The sequence below is a fragment of the Enterobacter sp. WI-ESBL-E8 genome (genome assembly GCF_053364895.1).
In genome coordinates this window covers 273836-292386 of record NZ_JBRWXJ010000001.1, presented here as the reverse complement: position 1 = coordinate 292386, position 18551 = coordinate 273836, and the positions used below count along the sequence as shown (strand labels likewise).

The 18551-nt window shown below is 53.2% G+C and carries 14 protein-coding genes and 2 tRNA genes; 5 read left to right on the top strand and 11 right to left on the bottom strand.

Annotated elements, in window-relative coordinates:
• Position 1 precedes the first annotated feature (1 nt).
• From thiG to ACWHWP_RS01390, 5 genes are all read left to right on the top strand, one after another.
• Positions 2–772 carry a thiazole synthase gene (gene thiG, locus ACWHWP_RS01410; RefSeq protein WP_447854935.1) on the top strand — a complete coding sequence of 257 codons (771 nt, stop codon included), beginning with the start codon at positions 2–4 and terminating at the stop codon, positions 770–772.
• The gene (thiH, locus tag ACWHWP_RS01405; protein WP_447854933.1) at positions 769–1896 is read left to right on the top strand and encodes a 2-iminoacetate synthase ThiH; all 1128 of its coding nucleotides are present in this window, start codon (positions 769–771) and stop codon (positions 1894–1896) included. Before thiG ends, thiH begins: the two co-directional genes overlap by 4 nt.
• Positions 1897–2219: 323 nt before the next feature.
• On the top strand, positions 2220–3761 hold the full coding sequence (locus ACWHWP_RS01400; protein WP_059312263.1) for a sensor domain-containing diguanylate cyclase: 1542 nt from the start codon (positions 2220–2222) through the stop codon (positions 3759–3761).
• A gap of 180 nt (positions 3762–3941) precedes the next feature.
• On the top strand, positions 3942–4247 hold the full coding sequence (locus ACWHWP_RS01395; protein WP_014882067.1) for a PTS sugar transporter subunit IIB: 306 nt from the start codon (positions 3942–3944) through the stop codon (positions 4245–4247).
• 3 nt (positions 4248–4250) lie between these two features.
• On the top strand, positions 4251–4568 hold the full coding sequence (locus tag ACWHWP_RS01390; protein ID WP_059312264.1) for a PTS lactose/cellobiose transporter subunit IIA: 318 nt from the start codon (positions 4251–4253) through the stop codon (positions 4566–4568).
• Positions 4569–4683: 115 nt separating this feature from the next.
• Here the strand turns inward: ACWHWP_RS01390 and rpoC are convergent, their stop codons facing one another.
• From rpoC to ACWHWP_RS01335, 11 genes are all read right to left on the bottom strand, one after another.
• On the bottom strand, positions 4684–8907 hold the full coding sequence (gene rpoC / locus ACWHWP_RS01385) for a DNA-directed RNA polymerase subunit beta' (RefSeq protein ID WP_047345342.1): 4224 nt from the start codon (positions 8905–8907) through the stop codon (positions 4684–4686).
• A gap of 76 nt (positions 8908–8983) precedes the next feature.
• Positions 8984–13012, bottom strand: a complete 4029-nt coding sequence (gene rpoB, locus ACWHWP_RS01380) for a DNA-directed RNA polymerase subunit beta (protein ID WP_047345341.1) — start codon at positions 13010–13012, stop codon at positions 8984–8986.
• A 319-nt stretch (positions 13013–13331) separates the two neighbouring features.
• Positions 13332–13697, bottom strand: coding sequence for a 50S ribosomal protein L7/L12 (gene rplL / locus ACWHWP_RS01375; protein ID WP_006176746.1), 366 nt, complete (start codon positions 13695–13697; stop codon positions 13332–13334).
• 66 nt (positions 13698–13763) lie between these two features.
• On the bottom strand, positions 13764–14261 hold the full coding sequence (rplJ, locus tag ACWHWP_RS01370; protein ID WP_001207203.1) for a 50S ribosomal protein L10: 498 nt from the start codon (positions 14259–14261) through the stop codon (positions 13764–13766).
• A gap of 291 nt (positions 14262–14552) precedes the next feature.
• Positions 14553–15257 carry a 50S ribosomal protein L1 gene (gene rplA, locus ACWHWP_RS01365; RefSeq protein ID WP_006810530.1) on the bottom strand — a complete coding sequence of 235 codons (705 nt, stop codon included), beginning with the start codon at positions 15255–15257 and terminating at the stop codon, positions 14553–14555.
• A 3-nt stretch (positions 15258–15260) separates the two neighbouring features.
• Complete coding sequence (gene rplK / locus ACWHWP_RS01360) at positions 15261–15689, bottom strand: 50S ribosomal protein L11 (protein ID WP_008503452.1); 429 nt, start codon at positions 15687–15689, stop codon at positions 15261–15263.
• A 155-nt stretch (positions 15690–15844) separates the two neighbouring features.
• Positions 15845–16390 carry a transcription termination/antitermination protein NusG gene (gene nusG, locus ACWHWP_RS01355; RefSeq protein ID WP_002438628.1) on the bottom strand — a complete coding sequence of 182 codons (546 nt, stop codon included), beginning with the start codon at positions 16388–16390 and terminating at the stop codon, positions 15845–15847.
• A gap of 1 nt (position 16391) precedes the next feature.
• Positions 16392–16775 carry a preprotein translocase subunit SecE gene (gene secE / locus ACWHWP_RS01350; RefSeq protein WP_014068449.1) on the bottom strand — a complete coding sequence of 128 codons (384 nt, stop codon included), beginning with the start codon at positions 16773–16775 and terminating at the stop codon, positions 16392–16394.
• 229 nt (positions 16776–17004) lie between these two features.
• Positions 17005–18189: an elongation factor Tu gene (tuf, locus tag ACWHWP_RS01345; protein WP_023309456.1), complete on the bottom strand. Its 1185-nt coding sequence runs from the start codon at positions 18187–18189 to the stop codon at positions 17005–17007.
• 118 nt (positions 18190–18307) lie between these two features.
• A tRNA-Thr gene (locus ACWHWP_RS01340) sits at positions 18308–18383 on the bottom strand.
• Positions 18384–18389: 6 nt separating this feature from the next.
• A tRNA-Gly gene (locus ACWHWP_RS01335) sits at positions 18390–18464 on the bottom strand.
• Positions 18465–18551 lie beyond the last annotated feature (87 nt).

Below are 18551 nucleotides of genomic sequence, written 5' to 3'. Positions count from 1 at the left end.
GATGTTACGTATTGCCGATAAAGTTTTTGACTCGCACTTGTTTACCGGAACCGGAAAATTCGCCTCGCCGCAGCTGATGGTGGATGCCATTCGTGAAAGCGGCAGCCAGCTGGTGACGCTGGCGCTCAAGCGCGTGGATCTGCGCCACCACAGCGACGCTATTCTGGCTCCCTTACTGGAAGCGGGCGTCACGCTACTGCCCAACACCTCCGGCGCGAAAACGGCCGAAGAGGCGATTTTCGCCGCGCAGCTGGCCCGGGAGGCGCTCGGCACGCGCTGGCTGAAGCTGGAAATACATCCGGATGCCCGCTGGCTGCTGCCTGACCCCATCGAAACGCTGAAGGCCGCTGAAAAGCTGGTGCAGCAAGGGTTTACCGTCCTGCCTTACTGCGGCGCCGACCCGGTCCTGTGTAAACGGCTGGAAGAGGTCGGCTGCGCCGCCGTCATGCCGCTGGGGGCCCCCATCGGCTCCAACCAGGGGCTGGAGACCAGGGCGATGCTGGAAATCATCATCGAACAGGCCAACGTACCGGTGGTGGTGGATGCGGGCATTGGCGTGCCAAGCCATGCCGCGCAGGCGCTGGAGATGGGTGCCGACGCGGTGCTGGTGAACACGGCTATCGCGGTTGCCGACGATCCGGTCATGATGGCGCGTGCGTTCCGCATGGGCGTTGAGGCCGGCTTGCTGGCAAGGGTTTCCGGCCCCGGCTCGCGCAGTTTTCAGGCGCAGGCCACCAGCCCGTTGACCGGTTTCCTGGAGGCAATCTCATGAGGACATTTACCGAGCGCTGGCGGGAGCTAAACTGGGACGACATTGCCCTGCGCATCAACAGCAAAACGGCTGCCGACGTGGAGCGCGCGCTGCATGCCCGTCATCTGACCCGCGAGGATCTGATGGCCCTGCTCTCCCCGGCGGCCAGCGCGTACCTCGAACCGATGGCCCAGAGGGCCCAGAGGCTTACCCGTCGGCGCTTTGGCAACACGGTGAGCTTCTACGTCCCGCTCTATCTCTCAAATCTTTGCGCCAATGACTGCACCTACTGCGGTTTCTCCATGAGCAACCGCATCAAGAGAAAAACGCTCGATGAGGCTGAGATTGCCCACGAGTGTGCGGCCATACGCGAGATGGGCTTTGAGCATCTTCTGCTGGTTACGGGCGAACATCAGGGAAAGGTGGGAATGGACTATTTCCGTCAGCATCTTCCCGCCATTCGCCGTCAGTTTGCGTCTTTGCAGATGGAAGTGCAGCCCCTGTCGCAGGACGAATACGCGGAGCTAAAAACCCTCGGGCTGGACGGGGTCATGGTCTATCAGGAAACCTATCACGAGGCGACGTACGCCCGACACCACCTGAAGGGCAAGAAACAAGACTTCTTTTTCCGGCTGGAAACGCCGGACAGGCTGGGTCGCGCGGGCATCGACAAAATCGGTCTGGGTGCGCTGATCGGGCTCTCCGACAGCTGGCGGGTGGATTGTTACATGGTGGCGGAACATTTGCTGTGGCTCCAGCAGCACTACTGGCAGAGCCGTTATTCCATCTCTTTCCCCCGCCTGCGGCCTTGCGCGGGAGGCATTGAACCAGCCTCGCTGATGGACGAACGCCAGCTGGTGCAGACCATCTGCGCATTTCGCCTGCTTGCCCCGGAGGTTGAATTATCCCTCTCAACGCGTGAGTCCCCGGCGTTTCGCGATCGCGTGATCCCGCTTGCGATTAACAACGTCAGCGCGTTTTCCAAAACGCAGCCTGGCGGCTACGCCGACGATCGTCCGGAGCTGGAGCAGTTTGTCCCGCATGATGGACGGCGTCCGGAAGCGGTCGCCGCAGCCCTGACGGCACAGGGCCTTCAGCCTGTATGGAAAGACTGGGACAGCTGGCTGGGAAGAGCCTCGCAATAACGCTGAAACGCACTGCAACCCGGTAAAAAAATGTCGAGGGGCTACGTAGAGTCACAACCGGATGATTGCCAGCCCTCATCCGGTTTTTTATTGTCACCGCGTTAGCAAAGGATGCTGACCAGGGCGAAAAGCTTCTTCCTCGTTTCGCCCTGCCTCTGAAAGCGACCGCTCATTTAATAAGTATTTTCTTAGCGATCCTTAAGATAAATCATCCCATCAGACATCGTGTTCCGTATAATTCACCGCTAACCGCAGGACAGCGACTATGCTGAGAGGATATCGGCAGACGAAAAGCATTCACCATCAGGAACGATGTACAGCTCATGGCACTTCACAGCAAAAAGCTCTCTTTTACCCGGCCAATCATGCTCAGCTTCGCGGGGATCCTCTGCAGTTTTGCGGTGATCGCTATCGCCGTGACGCTTTCACAGAGAAAGGATTTTCTTGAGGATTATCATAAAATTAATAGTAACTTCACGCACAACCTGGCGGTAAACTACACCGAGTCTATCCTGCGTGAAAACGACTATATCCTTGGCCGCTCTGCCATGTATTTTGCGCGCAACGACAGGCTTAACGAGACGCTCAACGTCAACCCGACGCAGGGGCTGCAGATGATCATGCATCTGCAGAACCTGATGCCGACCGTATCCTCCATCTCGCTGGCCGACACGCAGGGGCATTATCTCCGCGCACCGGAAGTGCTCCCGACTGAGAAAAGTAAAACCTTCGATCCCCGAACGCGGCCGTGGTTTGTCGCCCAGGCGGAAGCCAGCATCTTCAGCCACTATACCCGTCCCTACATGGACTACTTCACCGGTCATCCGACGGTCACGCTTTATAAGCCTTTGATTTCTCCTGAAGGCAGACTGAAGGGAACGATCGCGTTTCATCTCGATTTGACCTCAATGGGCTACACCCTGCGTCAGATGGTGGCGCCCGTTCAGGGGGAATTCTTTGTCGTCGAACGCGACGGTGCCGTCGTGCTGCACCCTGATACAGGCGCGCTCTTCAAACAGTTCGTGAGCGAAGCGCTGATGGACAAAATGACCAGCGGCGAAGGTCATCTCTACGACAAGAAAAACAACGCCTGGTATTACTATTACTCGTTTACCAACCCAGACTGGTTTGTCATATACCGGGTATCCGGCACGACGCTCACCGACATTACCCGCCACGAAACGACGATCGTTGGCTGGGGGTTCGCGCTGGCGGCCATCATCATCATTCTCTTCGGCTTATACCTCCGCCACGCCTCGCGTAGCGTGTTGATGCACATTATCAATGCCATCAAAACCGGTGATGTCAGCGAGGCTCCACGTCTTGAAGCGATGCTGAGCCACACCATTCAGTCCAATAAAGAGCGCGAAATGGCGTATGTGCGCCAGGCAACTCACGATGCGCTGACGGGCTGTAAAAATCGTCGCGCGTTCGATAGCGACGTCGCTGAGCTGCTGAATGCCCAACAGCCTTTTGCGATGGCGCTGGTGGATATTGATAACTTTAAATCAATTAACGACACGCTGGGCCACCTGACAGGTGATATCGTCCTGCGCAACGTGGCCCGCGAAGGGATCCAGATAATGCAGCCACATCACGTCTCGGTTTACCGTTACGGCGGAGAAGAGTTCGCGGTGGTCTTCCTGGCTGAGCAGATTCCTTCCGCGCTCTCATTGCTGGAAGCGTGGCGTAACGCCGTTGAAAAACGCGTCTGGCGTGAAGAGAACCTGCGGGTGACGTTCAGCGGCGGTCTTGGTGAGTGGCATTTCGAACCGCTGGAGCAATTTGTGGGAAGCGTTGATAACGCCCTCTACAGCGCGAAGCAGCAGGGAAAAAACCGCATTATACGCACGTCCATCAGCTAACCCGCCCTCTTGCACCCTGCCCGTTTCGACGAGACGGGCACGCGCTAATACAAAATTGTAACCGGTTTCAGAAAATCATCGGTTTCTTTGTGATGCCTGACACACAATCGCGGTAAAGCGGTTGTTGAAGCGTTCTGCACGGGATAATTATCAGTAAACACATGTAGATCGAGGCTGATTATGAAGAACATCGTTTTATGCTGTGCCGCGGGAATGTCAACCAGCATGCTGGTTCAACGTATGAAAGACGCCGCACAGAAAAAAGGAGTTGAAGTCACCATTAAAGCCGTTCCGGTTGCGGAGTTTAAAGACAACATCGCGACGGCCGACATCGTATTGCTGGGGCCACAGGTTAAATACGAGCAGGCGAAACTGCAGGCACAGGCCGACCCGCTGGGTAAAAAGGTCGCGGTGATCGACATGATGGATTACGGCATGATGAAAGGCGATGCCGTACTGGAAAAAGCGCTTAAACTTCTGGAGTGACCCGTGGAAGATTTAGAAACAACGATCATGGAACTGCTGGTCAACGCGGGGGCGGCGCGCAGTGCTGCCCTCACCGCGTTGCAGATGGCGCGTAAAGGTGACTTTACCGAAGCCGAAAAGGCGATGGAAGAGTCGCGCGAATACGTGAAGCATGCCCACACCATACAGACGCAACTCATTGGGATTGATGAAGGCACCGGGAAACTTCCGGTTAACCTGATCACCGTTCACTCTCAGGATCACCTGATGAACGCAATGGTCATTCAGGATCTGGCGGGCGATATGATTGAACTTTATCGACGGATCCCGTTGGTAAACTAATAACATACAGATGTAAAAAAACCCGCCGAGGCGGGTTTTTTATTGTCGGGTGGCGCTACGCTTACCCGACCTACGAGACATATGCCCGGTAATGTTTATTACCGGGCATCAACGATTACTCGTTGTCGGAACCACCCAGACCTGCGTTCAGCAGTTCTGCCAGGCTCGCGGATGCATCTTCAGCAGTAACCTGCGGTGCAGCTGGCAGTTCGCCTGCAGCACGACGACGCATACGATCCTGGTGGTACGCATAACCGGTACCCGCCGGGATCAGACGACCCACGATGACGTTCTCTTTCAGACCGCGCAGTTCATCACGTTTACCTGCAACAGCGGCTTCGGTCAGGACACGCGTGGTTTCCTGGAACGATGCTGCAGAGATGAAGGACTCGGTTGCCAGAGACGCTTTGGTGATACCCAGCAGATCGCGCGAGAAGGTCGCACCGATTTTGCCGTTCGCTTCCAGTTCGCGGTTAGCGATCTTGACGCGAGAGTATTCAACCTGTTCGCCTTCCAGGAACTCGGAGCTGCCTGCGTTTTCGATGGTTGCTTTACGCAGCATCTGACGAACGATAACTTCGATGTGCTTATCGTTAATCTTAACGCCCTGCAGACGGTAAACGTCCTGTACTTCGTTGGTGATGTAACGCGTTACCGCGTGTACGCCACGAAGACGCAGAATGTCGTGCGGTGCTTCTGGACCATCGGAAACCACGTCACCACGTTCTACACGTTCACCTTCGAACACGTTGAGCTGACGCCACTTAGGAATCATCTCTTCGTACGGCTCGCTGCCATCTACTGGAGTGATAACCAGACGGCGTTTACCTTTGGTCTCTTTACCGAAGGAGATGATACCGCTGATTTCAGCCAGGATTGCAGGCTCTTTCGGACGACGTGCTTCGAACAGGTCAGCAACGCGTGGCAGACCACCGGTGATGTCCTTGGTACCGCTGGATTCCTGAGGAATACGCGCCAGTGCATCACCCGCACCGATCTGAATACCATCTTCCAGCTGAACGATCGCTTTACCCGGCAGGAAGTACTGCGCAGGCATGTCGGTACCCGGGATCAGAACGTCGTTACCCTGAGCATCAACGATTTTCAGTGCAGGACGCAGATCTTTACCACCCGCAGTACGCTCTGCAGAATCCAGAACCACCAGAGAAGACAGACCGGTCAGCTCGTCGGTCTGACGAGTAATGGTCTGGCCGTCGATCATGTCAGTGAAGCGGATGAAACCACTCACTTCGGTGATAACCGGCATGGTGTGTGGATCCCAGTTTGCTACGGTTTCACCGCCGGCAACCTGCTCGCCATCACCTTTCGCCATAACAGCACCGTAAGGCACTTTATAGCTCTCTTTGGTACGACCGAATTCGTCGATCAGCTTCAGCTCGGTGTTACGAGAGGTCACAACCAGCTTGCCAGCGGAGTTAACAACAGACTTCGCGTTGCTGAGCTTGATGCTACCTTTGTTTTTCACCTGGATGCTGGATTCAGCAGCCGCACGAGATGCCGCACCACCGATGTGGAACGTACGCATCGTCAGCTGTGTACCCGGCTCACCGATGGACTGTGCCGCGATAACGCCGATAGCTTCACCTTTGTTGATGATGTGGCCACGCGCCAGGTCACGACCATAGCAGTGCGCACATACACCAAAGTCGGTGTCACAAGATACAACGGAACGTACTTTCACGGAGTCAACAGAGTTCGCTTCCAGCAGGTCACACCAGTGTTCGTGCAGCAGCGTGTTGCGTGGAACCAGAATGTCTGCAGTACCCGGCTTCAGAATGTCTTCCGCGGTAACACGACCCAGTACGCGATCGCGCAGTGGCTCTTTAACATCACCACCCTCGATAACCGGGGTCATGGTGATACCTTCGAGGGTGCCACAATCGTCTTCGGTCACAACCAGATCCTGCGCAACGTCAACCAGACGACGCGTCAGATAACCGGAGTTCGCTGTCTTCAGTGCGGTATCCGCCAGACCTTTACGCGCACCGTGCGTGGAGATGAAGTACTGGAGTACGTTCAGACCTTCACGGAAGTTCGCGGTGATTGGCGTTTCGATGATGGAGCCATCTGGCTTCGCCATCAGACCACGCATACCTGCCAGCTGACGAATCTGTGCTGCGGAACCACGCGCACCGGAGTCGGCCATCATGTAGATGCTGTTGAAGGAAACCTGCTGCTCTTCTACGCCGTCACGGTTAATCACGGTTTCGGTCTGCAGGTTATCCATCATCGCTTTGGATACACGATCGTTCGCCGCTGCCCAGATATCGATAACTTTGTTATAGCGTTCGCCCGCGGTAACCAGACCAGACTGGAACTGCTCCTGGATCTCAGCAACTTCGGCTTCCGCTTCAGAGATGATCTCGTGTTTCTTCTCTGGGATGACCATGTCATCGATACCAACAGATGCACCTGAACGCGCTGCATAAGCAAAGCCGGTGTACATTGTCTGGTCAGCGAAGATAACGGTCGGCTTCAGGCCCAGAATGCGGTAACAGGTGTTCAGCATTTTGGAGATAGCCTTCTTGCCCAGCGCCTGGTTGACGATGGAGAAAGGCAGACCTTTCGGTACGATCATCCACAGAATGGCGCGGCCAACGGTCGTGTCTTTCAGGCTGGTTTTCGCAACGAATTCGCCGTTTGCATCTTTTTCGTATTCGGTGATACGCACTTTAACGCGCGCATGCAGAGAGGCCAGGCCAGCGCGATAAATACGCTCAGCTTCTTTCGGGCCAGTCAGCACCATGCCTTCGCCTTTGGCGTTAACACAGTCACGGGTCATGTAGTACAGACCCAATACAACGTCCTGAGAAGGAACGATAATTGGTTCACCGTTCGCTGGAGACAGGATGTTGTTGGTAGACATCATCAGCGCACGCGCTTCGAGCTGGGCTTCCAGCGTCAGCGGTACGTGAACAGCCATCTGGTCACCATCGAAGTCGGCGTTATATGCCGCACAAACCAGCGGGTGCAGCTGGATAGCTTTACCTTCAATCAGGACTGGCTCAAATGCCTGGATACCCAGACGGTGCAGGGTTGGTGCACGGTTCAGCAGTACCGGGTGTTCGCGGATAACTTCGTCCAGGATATCCCAAACGACAGCTTCTTCACGCTCAACCATTTTCTTAGCGGCTTTGATGGTGGTGGCCAGGCCACGCAGTTCCAGCTTGCCGTAGATGAACGGTTTGAACAGCTCCAGTGCCATTTTCTTCGGCAGACCGCACTGATGCAGACGCAGGTATGGACCTACGGTGATTACAGAACGACCGGAGTAGTCAACACGCTTACCGAGCAGGTTCTGACGGAAACGACCCTGCTTACCTTTGATCATGTCGGCCAAAGATTTCAGAGGACGTTTGTTAGAACCGGTGATCGCACGACCGCGACGACCGTTATCCAGCAGGGCATCTACCGCTTCCTGCAGCATACGTTTTTCGTTGCGTACGATGATGTCCGGCGCAGCCAGATCCAGCAGACGTTTCAAACGGTTGTTACGGTTGATAACGCGACGATACAGATCGTTCAGATCGGACGTTGCGAAACGACCACCATCCAGCGGAACCAGCGGACGCAGATCTGGCGGCAGAACCGGCAGAACGGTCAGGATCATCCACTCTGGTTTGTTACCAGACTGAACGAACGCTTCCAGCAGTTTGATACGCTTGGTCAGCTTTTTACGCTTGGTTTCGGAGTTAGTTTCGTTCAGCTCTTCACGCAGCTGCTCGCACTCTTGCTCCAGGTCCATGCTCTTCAGCAGGGCCTGAATAGCTTCCGCACCCATCTTCGCGTCGAATTCGTCACCGAACTCTTCCAGCGCGTCCAGATACTGCTCTTCAGTCAGGATCTGGTGACGTTCCAGGTTCGTCATCCCGCCTTCGATAACCACATAAGATTCGAAGTACAGAACACGTTCGATATCGCGCAGCGGCATATCCAGCAGCAGACCGATACGGGACGGCAGAGATTTCAGGAACCAGATGTGCGCGGTAGGAGACGCCAGCTCGATGTGGCCCATGCGTTCACGACGCACTTTGGTCTGGGTCACTTCAACGCCGCACTTCTCACAGATCACACCACGGTGTTTCAGGCGCTTGTACTTACCGCACAGGCACTCGTAATCTTTTACTGGCCCGAAAATACGCGCACAGAAAAGGCCGTCACGCTCAGGTTTGAACGTACGGTAGTTGATGGTTTCCGGCTTTTTAACTTCACCGAAAGACCATGAACGGATCATGTCTGGCGAAGCCAGAGCAATTTTGATCGCATCAAACTCTTCGGTTTTAGTCTGCGCTTTCAGAAACTTTAATAAATCTTTCACGGATTTGCTCCCGTCGGAGTTAGCACAATCTGGTGCCGGGGGTTAACCCGGCACCAGTGACCTGTTTGAGCGAGAATTACTCGTCTTCCAGTTCGATGTTGATACCCAGCGAACGAATCTCTTTCAACAGTACGTTGAAGGATTCAGGCATGCCCGGTTCCATCTGATGGTTGCCGTCCACGATGTTCTTATACATCTTGGTACGACCGTTCACGTCATCAGACTTAACGGTGAGCATTTCCTGCAGGGTGTATGCCGCGCCGTATGCTTCCAGCGCCCACACTTCCATCTCCCCGAAGCGCTGACCACCGAACTGTGCCTTACCACCCAGCGGCTGCTGAGTAACCAGGCTGTAAGAACCGGTAGAACGAGCGTGCATCTTGTCGTCGACCAGGTGGTTCAGTTTCAGCATGTACATGTAACCTACGGTTACCGGACGCTCGAACTGTTCACCGGTACGGCCGTCAAACAGCGTAATCTGACCAGACGTTGGCAGACCACCCAGTTGCAGCAGCTCTTTAATTTCAGCTTCTTTCGCACCATCGAATACTGGCGTTGCGATTGGCATACCTTTTTTCAGGTTCTCAGCCAGACGCAGCACTTCTTCATCGCTGAAGGTGTTCAGGTCGACTTTCTGACGCACATCGGTACCCAGATCGTAGGCACGCTGGATGAATTCGCGCAGTTTCGCGACTTCTTCCTGCTGCTTCAGCATGGCGTTAATCTTGTCGCCGATACCTTTCGCAGCCATACCCAGGTGGGTTTCCAGAATCTGACCGATGTTCATACGAGACGGTACGCCCAGTGGGTTCAGTACGATATCTACCGGCGTACCGTTAGCATCGTGCGGCATATCTTCGATCGGGTTGATCTTAGAGATAACACCCTTGTTACCGTGACGACCTGCCATCTTATCACCAGGCTGGATCTGACGTTTAACAGCCAGATACACCTTAACAATCTTCAGCACACCTGGTGCCAGATCGTCGCCCTGAGTGATTTTACGGCGTTTCGCTTCGAGTTTTTTCTCGAACTCGTGTTTCAGTTCGTCATACTGCTCAGCCAGTTGTTCCAGCTGATTCTGTTTCTCTTCGTCAGTCAGGCCCAGTTCCAGCCAGCGATCGCGTGGCAGTTTGTCGAGCTTCTCAGCTTCAACGCCACCGGCAACCAGCACCGCATAAATACGGCTGAACAGACCCGCTTCGAGGATCTGCAGTTCTTCAGACAGGTCTTTCTTAGCCTGTTTGAGCTGCATCTCTTCGATTTCCAGCGCACGTTTATCTTTTTCAACGCCGTCACGGGTAAAGACCTGAACGTCGATAACCGTACCGGAAACACCGTTAGGTACGCGCAGAGAAGAGTCCTTAACGTCAGACGCTTTCTCACCGAAGATGGCACGCAGCAGTTTTTCTTCTGGCGTCAGCTGGGTTTCACCTTTCGGCGTTACCTTACCAACCAGAATGTCGCCGCCGGTCACTTCCGCACCGATGTAAACGATACCGGATTCATCCAGCTTGGAGAGCGCAGCTTCACCCACGTTAGGGATGTCAGCGGTGATCTCTTCTGGCCCCAGCTTGGTGTCACGGGACACACATGCCAGTTCCTGAATGTGGATGGTGGTGAAACGATCTTCCTGAACAACACGCTCGGAGACGAGGATGGAGTCTTCGAAGTTGTAACCGTTCCACGGCATGAACGCTACGCGCATGTTCTGACCGAGCGCCAGTTCACCGAGGTCGGTAGACGGACCGTCTGCCAGCACGTCGCCGCGCTCAACTGGCTCACCCAGAGACACACATGGCATCTGGTTGATACAGGTGTTCTGGTTAGAACGGGTGTATTTAGTCAGGTTATAAATGTCGATACCTGCTTCGCCCGGGTACATCTCGTCTTCGTTAACTTTGATAACGATACGGGATGCATCCACGTACTGAACAGTACCGCCACGTTTAGCAACCGCAGTAACACCGGAGTCAACGGCAACAGCACGTTCCATACCGGTACCAACCAGCGGCTTATCAGCGCGCAGAGTTGGAACGGCCTGACGTTGCATGTTCGCACCCATCAATGCACGGTTGGCGTCATCGTGTTCTAGGAACGGGATCAGGGACGCACCGACGGATACCACCTGCTGGGTGGAAACGTCCATGTAGTCAACCTGATCGCGGCTGAACAAGCTTGATTCGCCTTTGCTACGGCAGGTAACCAGATCTTCTACAAAGTGGCCTTCGTCATCCAGGTTGGAGTTCGCCTGAGCGATAACGTAGTTGCCTTCTTCGATAGCAGACAGGTAATGAATTTCGTCGGTTACAACACCGTCGGTCACTTTACGATACGGGGTCTCGAGGAAACCGTATTCGTTTGTCTGTGCGTACACGGACAGGGAGTTGATCAGACCGATGTTTGGACCTTCAGGCGTTTCGATTGGACATACGCGACCGTAGTGCGTCGGGTGTACGTCTCGAACTTCGAAGCCTGCACGTTCACGGGTCAGACCGCCTGGGCCGAGTGCAGAGATACGACGTTTGTGCGTAATCTCAGACAGCGGGTTGTTCTGGTCCATGAACTGAGACAGCTGGCTGGAACCGAAGAACTCTTTCACTGCTGCAGAAATCGGCTTGGCGTTGATCATATCCTGAGGCATCAGGGTATCCAGATCGCCCAGAGACAGACGCTCTTTCACCGCACGCTCTACACGTACCAGGCCAACGCGGAACTGGTTTTCCGCCATTTCGCCTACGGAACGGATACGACGGTTGCCGAGGTGGTCGATATCGTCCACTTCGCCTTTACCGTTACGGATATCGATGAGCTTCTTCATCACTTCGATGATGTCGTCTTTGCTCAGGATACCGGAACCTTCGATCTCATCACGCAGCAGAGAACGGTTGAACTTCATACGACCAACCGCAGACAGATCGTAGCGGTCTTCAGAGAAGAACAGGTTTTCGAACAGGCTTTCAGCCGCTTCGCGAGTTGGTGGCTCACCAGGACGCATCATGCGGTAGATTTCAACCAGCGCACTCAGACGATCGGTCGTTGGGTCGACGCGGATAGTCTCAGAGATATAAGGGCCGTGGTCCAGATCGTTGGTGAACAGCGTTTCGATACGTTTGTGGCCAGACTGACTCAGCTTAGCCAGCAGATCCAGGCTCAGCTCCATGTTCGCCGGGCAGATCAGCTCGCCAGTTGATTCATCAACGTAATCTTTCGCGGCTACTTTTCCTGCAATGTATTCAACCGGAACTTCGATGTGTTTGATATCATCTTTTTCCAGCTGACGGATGTGACGCGCAGTGATACGGCGACCTTTTTCCACATACACTTTGCCGTCGGCTTCGATGTCGAACGACGCGGTCTCACCACGCAGACGTTCCGGCACCAGCTCCATCTGCAGCTTGTTGTCGCGGATTTCAAAGATCACTTTCTCAAAGAACAGATCGAGGATCTGCTCAGTGGTATATTGCAGCGCACGCAGAATGATGGTTGCTGGCAGTTTGCGACGACGGTCGATACGGACAAACAGGTTGTCTTTTGGATCGAACTCGAAGTCCAGCCATGAACCACGGTAAGGAATGATGCGCGCGTTATACAGTACTTTACCGGAAGAGTGTGTTTTACCTTTATCGCTGTCGAAGAAGACGCCCGGGCTACGATGCAGCTGGGAAACGATAACACGCTCAGTACCGTTGATAACGAAAGTACCGTTGTCTGTCATGAGTGGAATTTCACCCATGTAGACTTCTTGTTCTTTAATGTCTTTTACGGTGCCTTCTGGCGCTTCGCGCTCGTAGATCACCAGACGCAGTTTTACGCGCAGCGGTGCGGAATAGGTCACGCCACGGATCTGACATTCCTGAACGTCAAACACCGGCTCGCCAAGGCGATAGCTGACGTACTGCAGCTCGGAATTACCGCTGTAGCTCTGAATCGGGAACACGGAACGGAAGGCTGCTTCCAGACCGTACTGCCCTTCAGGATCTTGCTCGATAAACTTCTGGAACGAGTCAAGCTGGATAGAAAGGAGATATGGAATGTCCAGAACTTGTGGACGTTTACCAAAATCCTTACGAATACGTTTTTTCTCGGTATAGGAGTAAACCATAGGGTTCCTCAGCTCGCTGACAAGTCGACCCATCTGTCCGACGAAGGGACAGTTTGTGCAACACCATTTTGTGGACCGGAAAATTGAATACTTTCCGCAATACCTGTTGCTATCACGCTTAAACCATTTCGTCGCGATTTACACAGAGCGAGCACCCTGTCGCAATATATTAAGTCGTCGATAGAAACATGCATTGTCAGGACAATCAGCAGTCAAACAGTGTGAAATGCTACTGATGCCTTACAGCGCAAAAAGGCTGGTGACTAAAAAGTCACCAGCCATCAGCCTAATTACTTAGGCTGCAACCAGAAAAGTTGGCTTATTTAACTTCAACTTCAGCGCCAGCTTCTTCCAGAGATTTTTTCAGTGCTTCTGCGTCGTCTTTGCTCACGCCTTCTTTCAGCGCAGCTGGAGCAGATTCTACCAGGTCTTTAGCTTCTTTCAGACCCAGGCCAGTTGCGCCACGTACTGCTTTGATAACAGCAACTTTGTTAGCGCCAGCAGCTTTCAGAATTACGTCGAATTCAGTTTTTTCTTCAGCAGCTTCAGCCGGGCCAGCAGCTACAGCTACAGCAGCAGCAGCAGAAACACCGAATTTTTCTTCCATTGCAGAAATCAGTTCTACAACGTCCATTACGGACATAGCTGCAACTGCTTCAATGATTTGATCTTTAGTGATAGACATTTAAATTGTTCCTGAAAATCAGAATAAGTTTATACGTAAGCGAATGCTTTATAAAGATAACTGCGATTAAGCAGCTTCTTTCGCATCGCGAACAGCAGCCAGAGTGCGAACCAGTTTGCCAGCCGAAGCTTCTTTCATGGTTGCCATCAGGCGTGCAATTGCTTCTTCGTAGGTCGGCAGGGTTGCCAGGCGATCGATTTGCGATGCCGGGATCAACTCACCTTCAAAGGCTGCAGCTTTGACCTCAAATTTTGCATTCGCTTTCGCGAACTCTTTGAACAGACGAGCAGCAGCGCCCGGGTGTTCCATAGAGTATGCAATCAGGGTCGGACCAACAAACGTGTCTTTCAGGCACTCGAACTGAGTACCTTCAACTACGCGACGCAGCAGGGTGTTACGAACAACACGCATGTATACGCCAGCTTCACGACCTGCTTTACGCAGTTCAGTCATTTTGTCTACAGTAACGCCACGGGAATCCGCAACTACTGCAGACAGCGCGCCTTTGGCTACTTCGCTGACTTCAGCAACAATCGCTTGTTTGTCTTGAAGATTTAAAGCCATTAGCTTTGCTCCTGGATGTTTGCCGGAACTCATGTTCCGGAACTCACTTCACTCAACCCAACGGGAAGAGCGTCTTAATACGGTGAGCAGAAACAAGCCAGAGTATCCAAAAATAATCTTAGCGTTCTGTCACCGTCTACGCAGGGGATTAAGTCTCTTGCGAAACACCTGCGGTCTTCGACGGAGGCCTGGATTAGGCCAGGCTCCAACGAACAAATCTTTTAGCCGCTAACTTTTGTTAGCAAACGTGGGGGTAAGATTGTAGACAAAATCACCGCCCACGTAAAGGCATTAGTTTGCAGCAGCGCTCAGGCCAGCCTGGTCAACTGCAACACCTGCACCCATGGTGGTGGAGATGCTAACTTTCTTGATGTACACGCCTTTCGCCTGAGTTGGTTTTGCTTTTTTCAGCGCAACCAGCAGAGCTTCCAGGTTTTCTTTCAGTTTGTCAGCGTCAAAGTCCACTTTACCGATGGTGGTGTGGATGATGCCGTTTTTGTCGTTACGATAACGAACCTGACCTGCTTTAGCGTTTTTAACCGCTTCAGCAACGTTAGGCGTTACAGTACCAACTTTCGGGTTAGGCATCAGGCCGCGTGGACCCAGAACCTGGCCCAGCTGGCCAACAACGCGCATTGCATCTGGAGAAGCAATAACAACGTCAAAGTTCATTTCGCCTTTCTTGATCTGATCAGCCAGATCTTCCATACCTACCAGTTCAGCGCCGGCAGCTTTAGCAGCTTCAGCGTTTGCACCCTGAGCAAATACAGCTACGCGAACGGAACGGCCAGTACCGTGTGGCAGTACAGTTGCGCCACGAACGTTCTGATCGGATTTACGCGCGTCGATGCCGAGGTTCACGGCAACGTCAACGCTTTCAACGAACTTAGCAGTTGCCAGTTCTTTCAGCAGAGCGATAGCTTCGTTGATGTCGTACTGTTTGGTCGCATCAACTTTGTCACGGATCACGGACATGCGCTTGGTCAGTTTAGCCATTTCTTAGTCCTCCACTACCAGGCCCATGGAACGTGCAGTACCTTCGATTGAGCGAGTCATCGCTTCAATGTCGGCACCAGTCATGTCGGCAGCTTTGGTCTGCGCGATTTCCTGCAGCTGAGCGCGGGAAATTTTACCCACTTTGTCTTTGTTCGGTTTACCGGAACCAGACTTGATACCAGCCGCTTTCTTCAGCAGAACTGCTGCTGGAGGGGTTTTGGTAACGAAAGTGAAAGAACGGTCAGCGTAAACAGTGATTACGACTGGGATTGGCAGACCTTTTTCCAGGGATTCAGTTTTTGCGTTGAACGCTTTACAGAATTCCATGATGTTCACACCCTGCTGACCCAGAGCTGGACCAACTGGTGGACTTGGGTTCGCCATACCAGCTGCAACCTGCAGCTTGACGTAGGCTTGTACTTTCTTAGCCATTCTAAAATCCTCTGATTGGGTAATAACGCCTCAGGAAGGCTCCCCGTGAATAAAATTCGTTTTACGGGCCGGGCCCATAAAAACAAAAGGCGCGAAATTGTATTCCAATCTCGCGCCTTGTGCAACGATTAAATCGTCGCTTTTTTGATCGCTGTTTAGGCTTTTTCTACCTGAGCAAAGTCCAGTTCTACCGGGGTCGCACGACCGAAGATAGAAACAGAAACTTTCAGGCGGGACTTCTCGTAGTCCACTTCTTCAACCACGCCGTTAAAGTCAGCAAACGGACCGTCGCTAACACGAACCATCTCACCCGGTTCAAACAGCGTTTTCGGACGCGGCTTATCACCTACCTGCTGCAGGCGGTTCATAATCGCATCAACTTCTTTATCGCTGATTGGTGCCGGACGGTCAGACGTGCCGCCGATAAAACCCATCACGCGCGGTACGCTGCGCACCAGGTGCCAGCTCGCGTCGTTCATCACCATCTGAACCAGCACGTAACCCGGGAAGAATTTGCGCTCGCTTTTGCGACGCTGGCCGCCACGGATCTCGACCACTTCTTCGGTCGGGACCATAACTTCGCCAAACAACTCTTCCATATTATGTAATTTGATATGCTCACGCAGCGACGTTGCTACGCGGCCTTCAAAACCGGAAAACGCCTGAACGACGTACCAACGCTTTTTAGGGGCTTCAGACATCTTAGAACCTCAGGCCAGTGATAAAGGAAACCAGGCGAACCAGAATACCATCCAGTCCCCACAGGATCAGTGACATTACCGCAGTCACAGCAGCCACAATCAGAGTGGTGTGCAGTGTTTCCTGGCGAGTTGGCCAAATCACCTTGCGGACTTCGGTACGCGCTTCACGTGCAAAAGCAACGGTTGCCTTACCTTTAGTCGTTAACAGCGCGACACCGCCCGCTGCAGCAATCAGAATCACCACTGCCAGCGCGCGGAGCGGCAGCATCATGTCACGATAAAGATAGTTGCCAACGATTGCCACAATCAGCAGCACGGCAACAGCGACCCACTTCATCGCTTCCAGGCCGCGCCCGCTCCCTTGAGCTTCGGTATTCGCACTCATAAACCAACCTGTCAGAAGAATTCTACAAATAATTTCACCCCGCGATTGCGAGGCGAGCCAAATCGATACGCTTAATCCCTTTACGGATTATACGCTCTCTGCAGAGCCTGTCTCAGCAATGATTATGACAAAAATAATCACTGATGAGCCAGGTTCTGATGTGAAAGCGTGCAAAAAGGGCATCAAATGATGCCCTTTTCATGCGCATTGCGTCAAATGTTATCAGCAATTAGCCGAGAACTTTAGCAACCACGCCAGCACCAACGGTACGACCACCTTCACGGATTGCGAAACGCAGACCGTCGTCCATCGCGATTGGGTGGATCAGAGTCACAACCATCTTGATGTTGTCGCCTGGCATTACCATCTCAACGCCTTCTGGCAGTTCGATGGTACCGGTCACGTCAGTTGTACGGAAGTAGAACTGTGGACGGTAGCCTTTGAAGAACGGAGTATGACGGCCGCCTTCGTCTTTGGACAGGATGTACACTTCAGATTCGAACTTGGTGTGTGGCTTGATTGAGCCTGGCTTCGCCAGTACCTGACCACGTTCGATTTCTTCACGTTTGATACCACGCAGCAGAACACCAACGTTCTCACCAGCACGGCCTTCGTCCAGCAGTTTGCGGAACATTTCAACGCCAGTACAGGTAGACTTCGCAGTCTCTTTGATACCAACGATTTCAACTTCTTCGCCAACTTTGATGATACCGCGCTCTACACGACCGGTAACGACGGTACCACGACCGGAGATGGAGAATACGTCTTCGATTGGCAGCAGGAATGGCTTGTCAATCGCACGCTCTGGTTCTGGGATGTAAGAATCCAGGAAGCCAGCCAGTTCGATGATTTTCGCTTCCCACTCTGCGTCGCCTTCCAGCGCTTTCAGAGCAGAACCACGAACGATTGGGGTATCGTCGCCTGGGAAATCGTACTGAGACAGCAGTTCACGAACTTCCATCTCTACCAGTTCCAGCAGCTCTTCGTCATCAACCATGTCGCATTTGTTCAGGAACACGATGATGAAAGGAACGCCTACCTGACGACCCAGCAGGATGTGCTCACGAGTCTGAGGCATAGGGCCGTCAGTCGCAGCAACAACCAGGATCGCGCCGTCCATCTGCGCAGCACCGGTGATCATGTTTTTAACATAGTCGGCGTGGCCTGGGCAGTCTACGTGTGCGTAGTGGCGAGTCGGGGTGTCGTATTCAACGTGGGAAGTGTTGATGGTGATACCACGAGCTTTTTCTTCTGGTGCGTTATCGATCTGGTCGAATGCACGAGCAGAACCACCGTAGGTTTTTGCCAGAACGGTAGTGATTGCAGCGGTCAGCGTTGTTTTACCATGGTCAACGTGGCCGATAGTACCGACGTTAACGTGCGGTTTTGTACGTTCAAACTTTTCTTTAGACATCGATTGTCCCTCTAAGACACGGATAAATCGGTGATATCACCACATCAACCAGGCGAAATGCCTGAATTGTTGAATACAGTAAAATTGAAACAGAGAGAAACGGGAAGGAGAAGTGAAGTGGTGCTGATACCCAGAGTCGAACTGGGGACCTCACCCTTACCAAGGGTGCGCTCTACCAACTGAGCCATATCAGCACGTATTGGAGCGGGCAGCGGGAATCGAACCCGCATCATCAGCTTGGAAGGCTGAGGTAATAGCCATTATACGATGCCCGCATCCTGAAACTCGGCTACCCAGTTCTTTCTGTAACAAAAAAAGAGATTTCTCTCTTTTTCAGTTTGAGCTGGCTAATTTTTCCAACC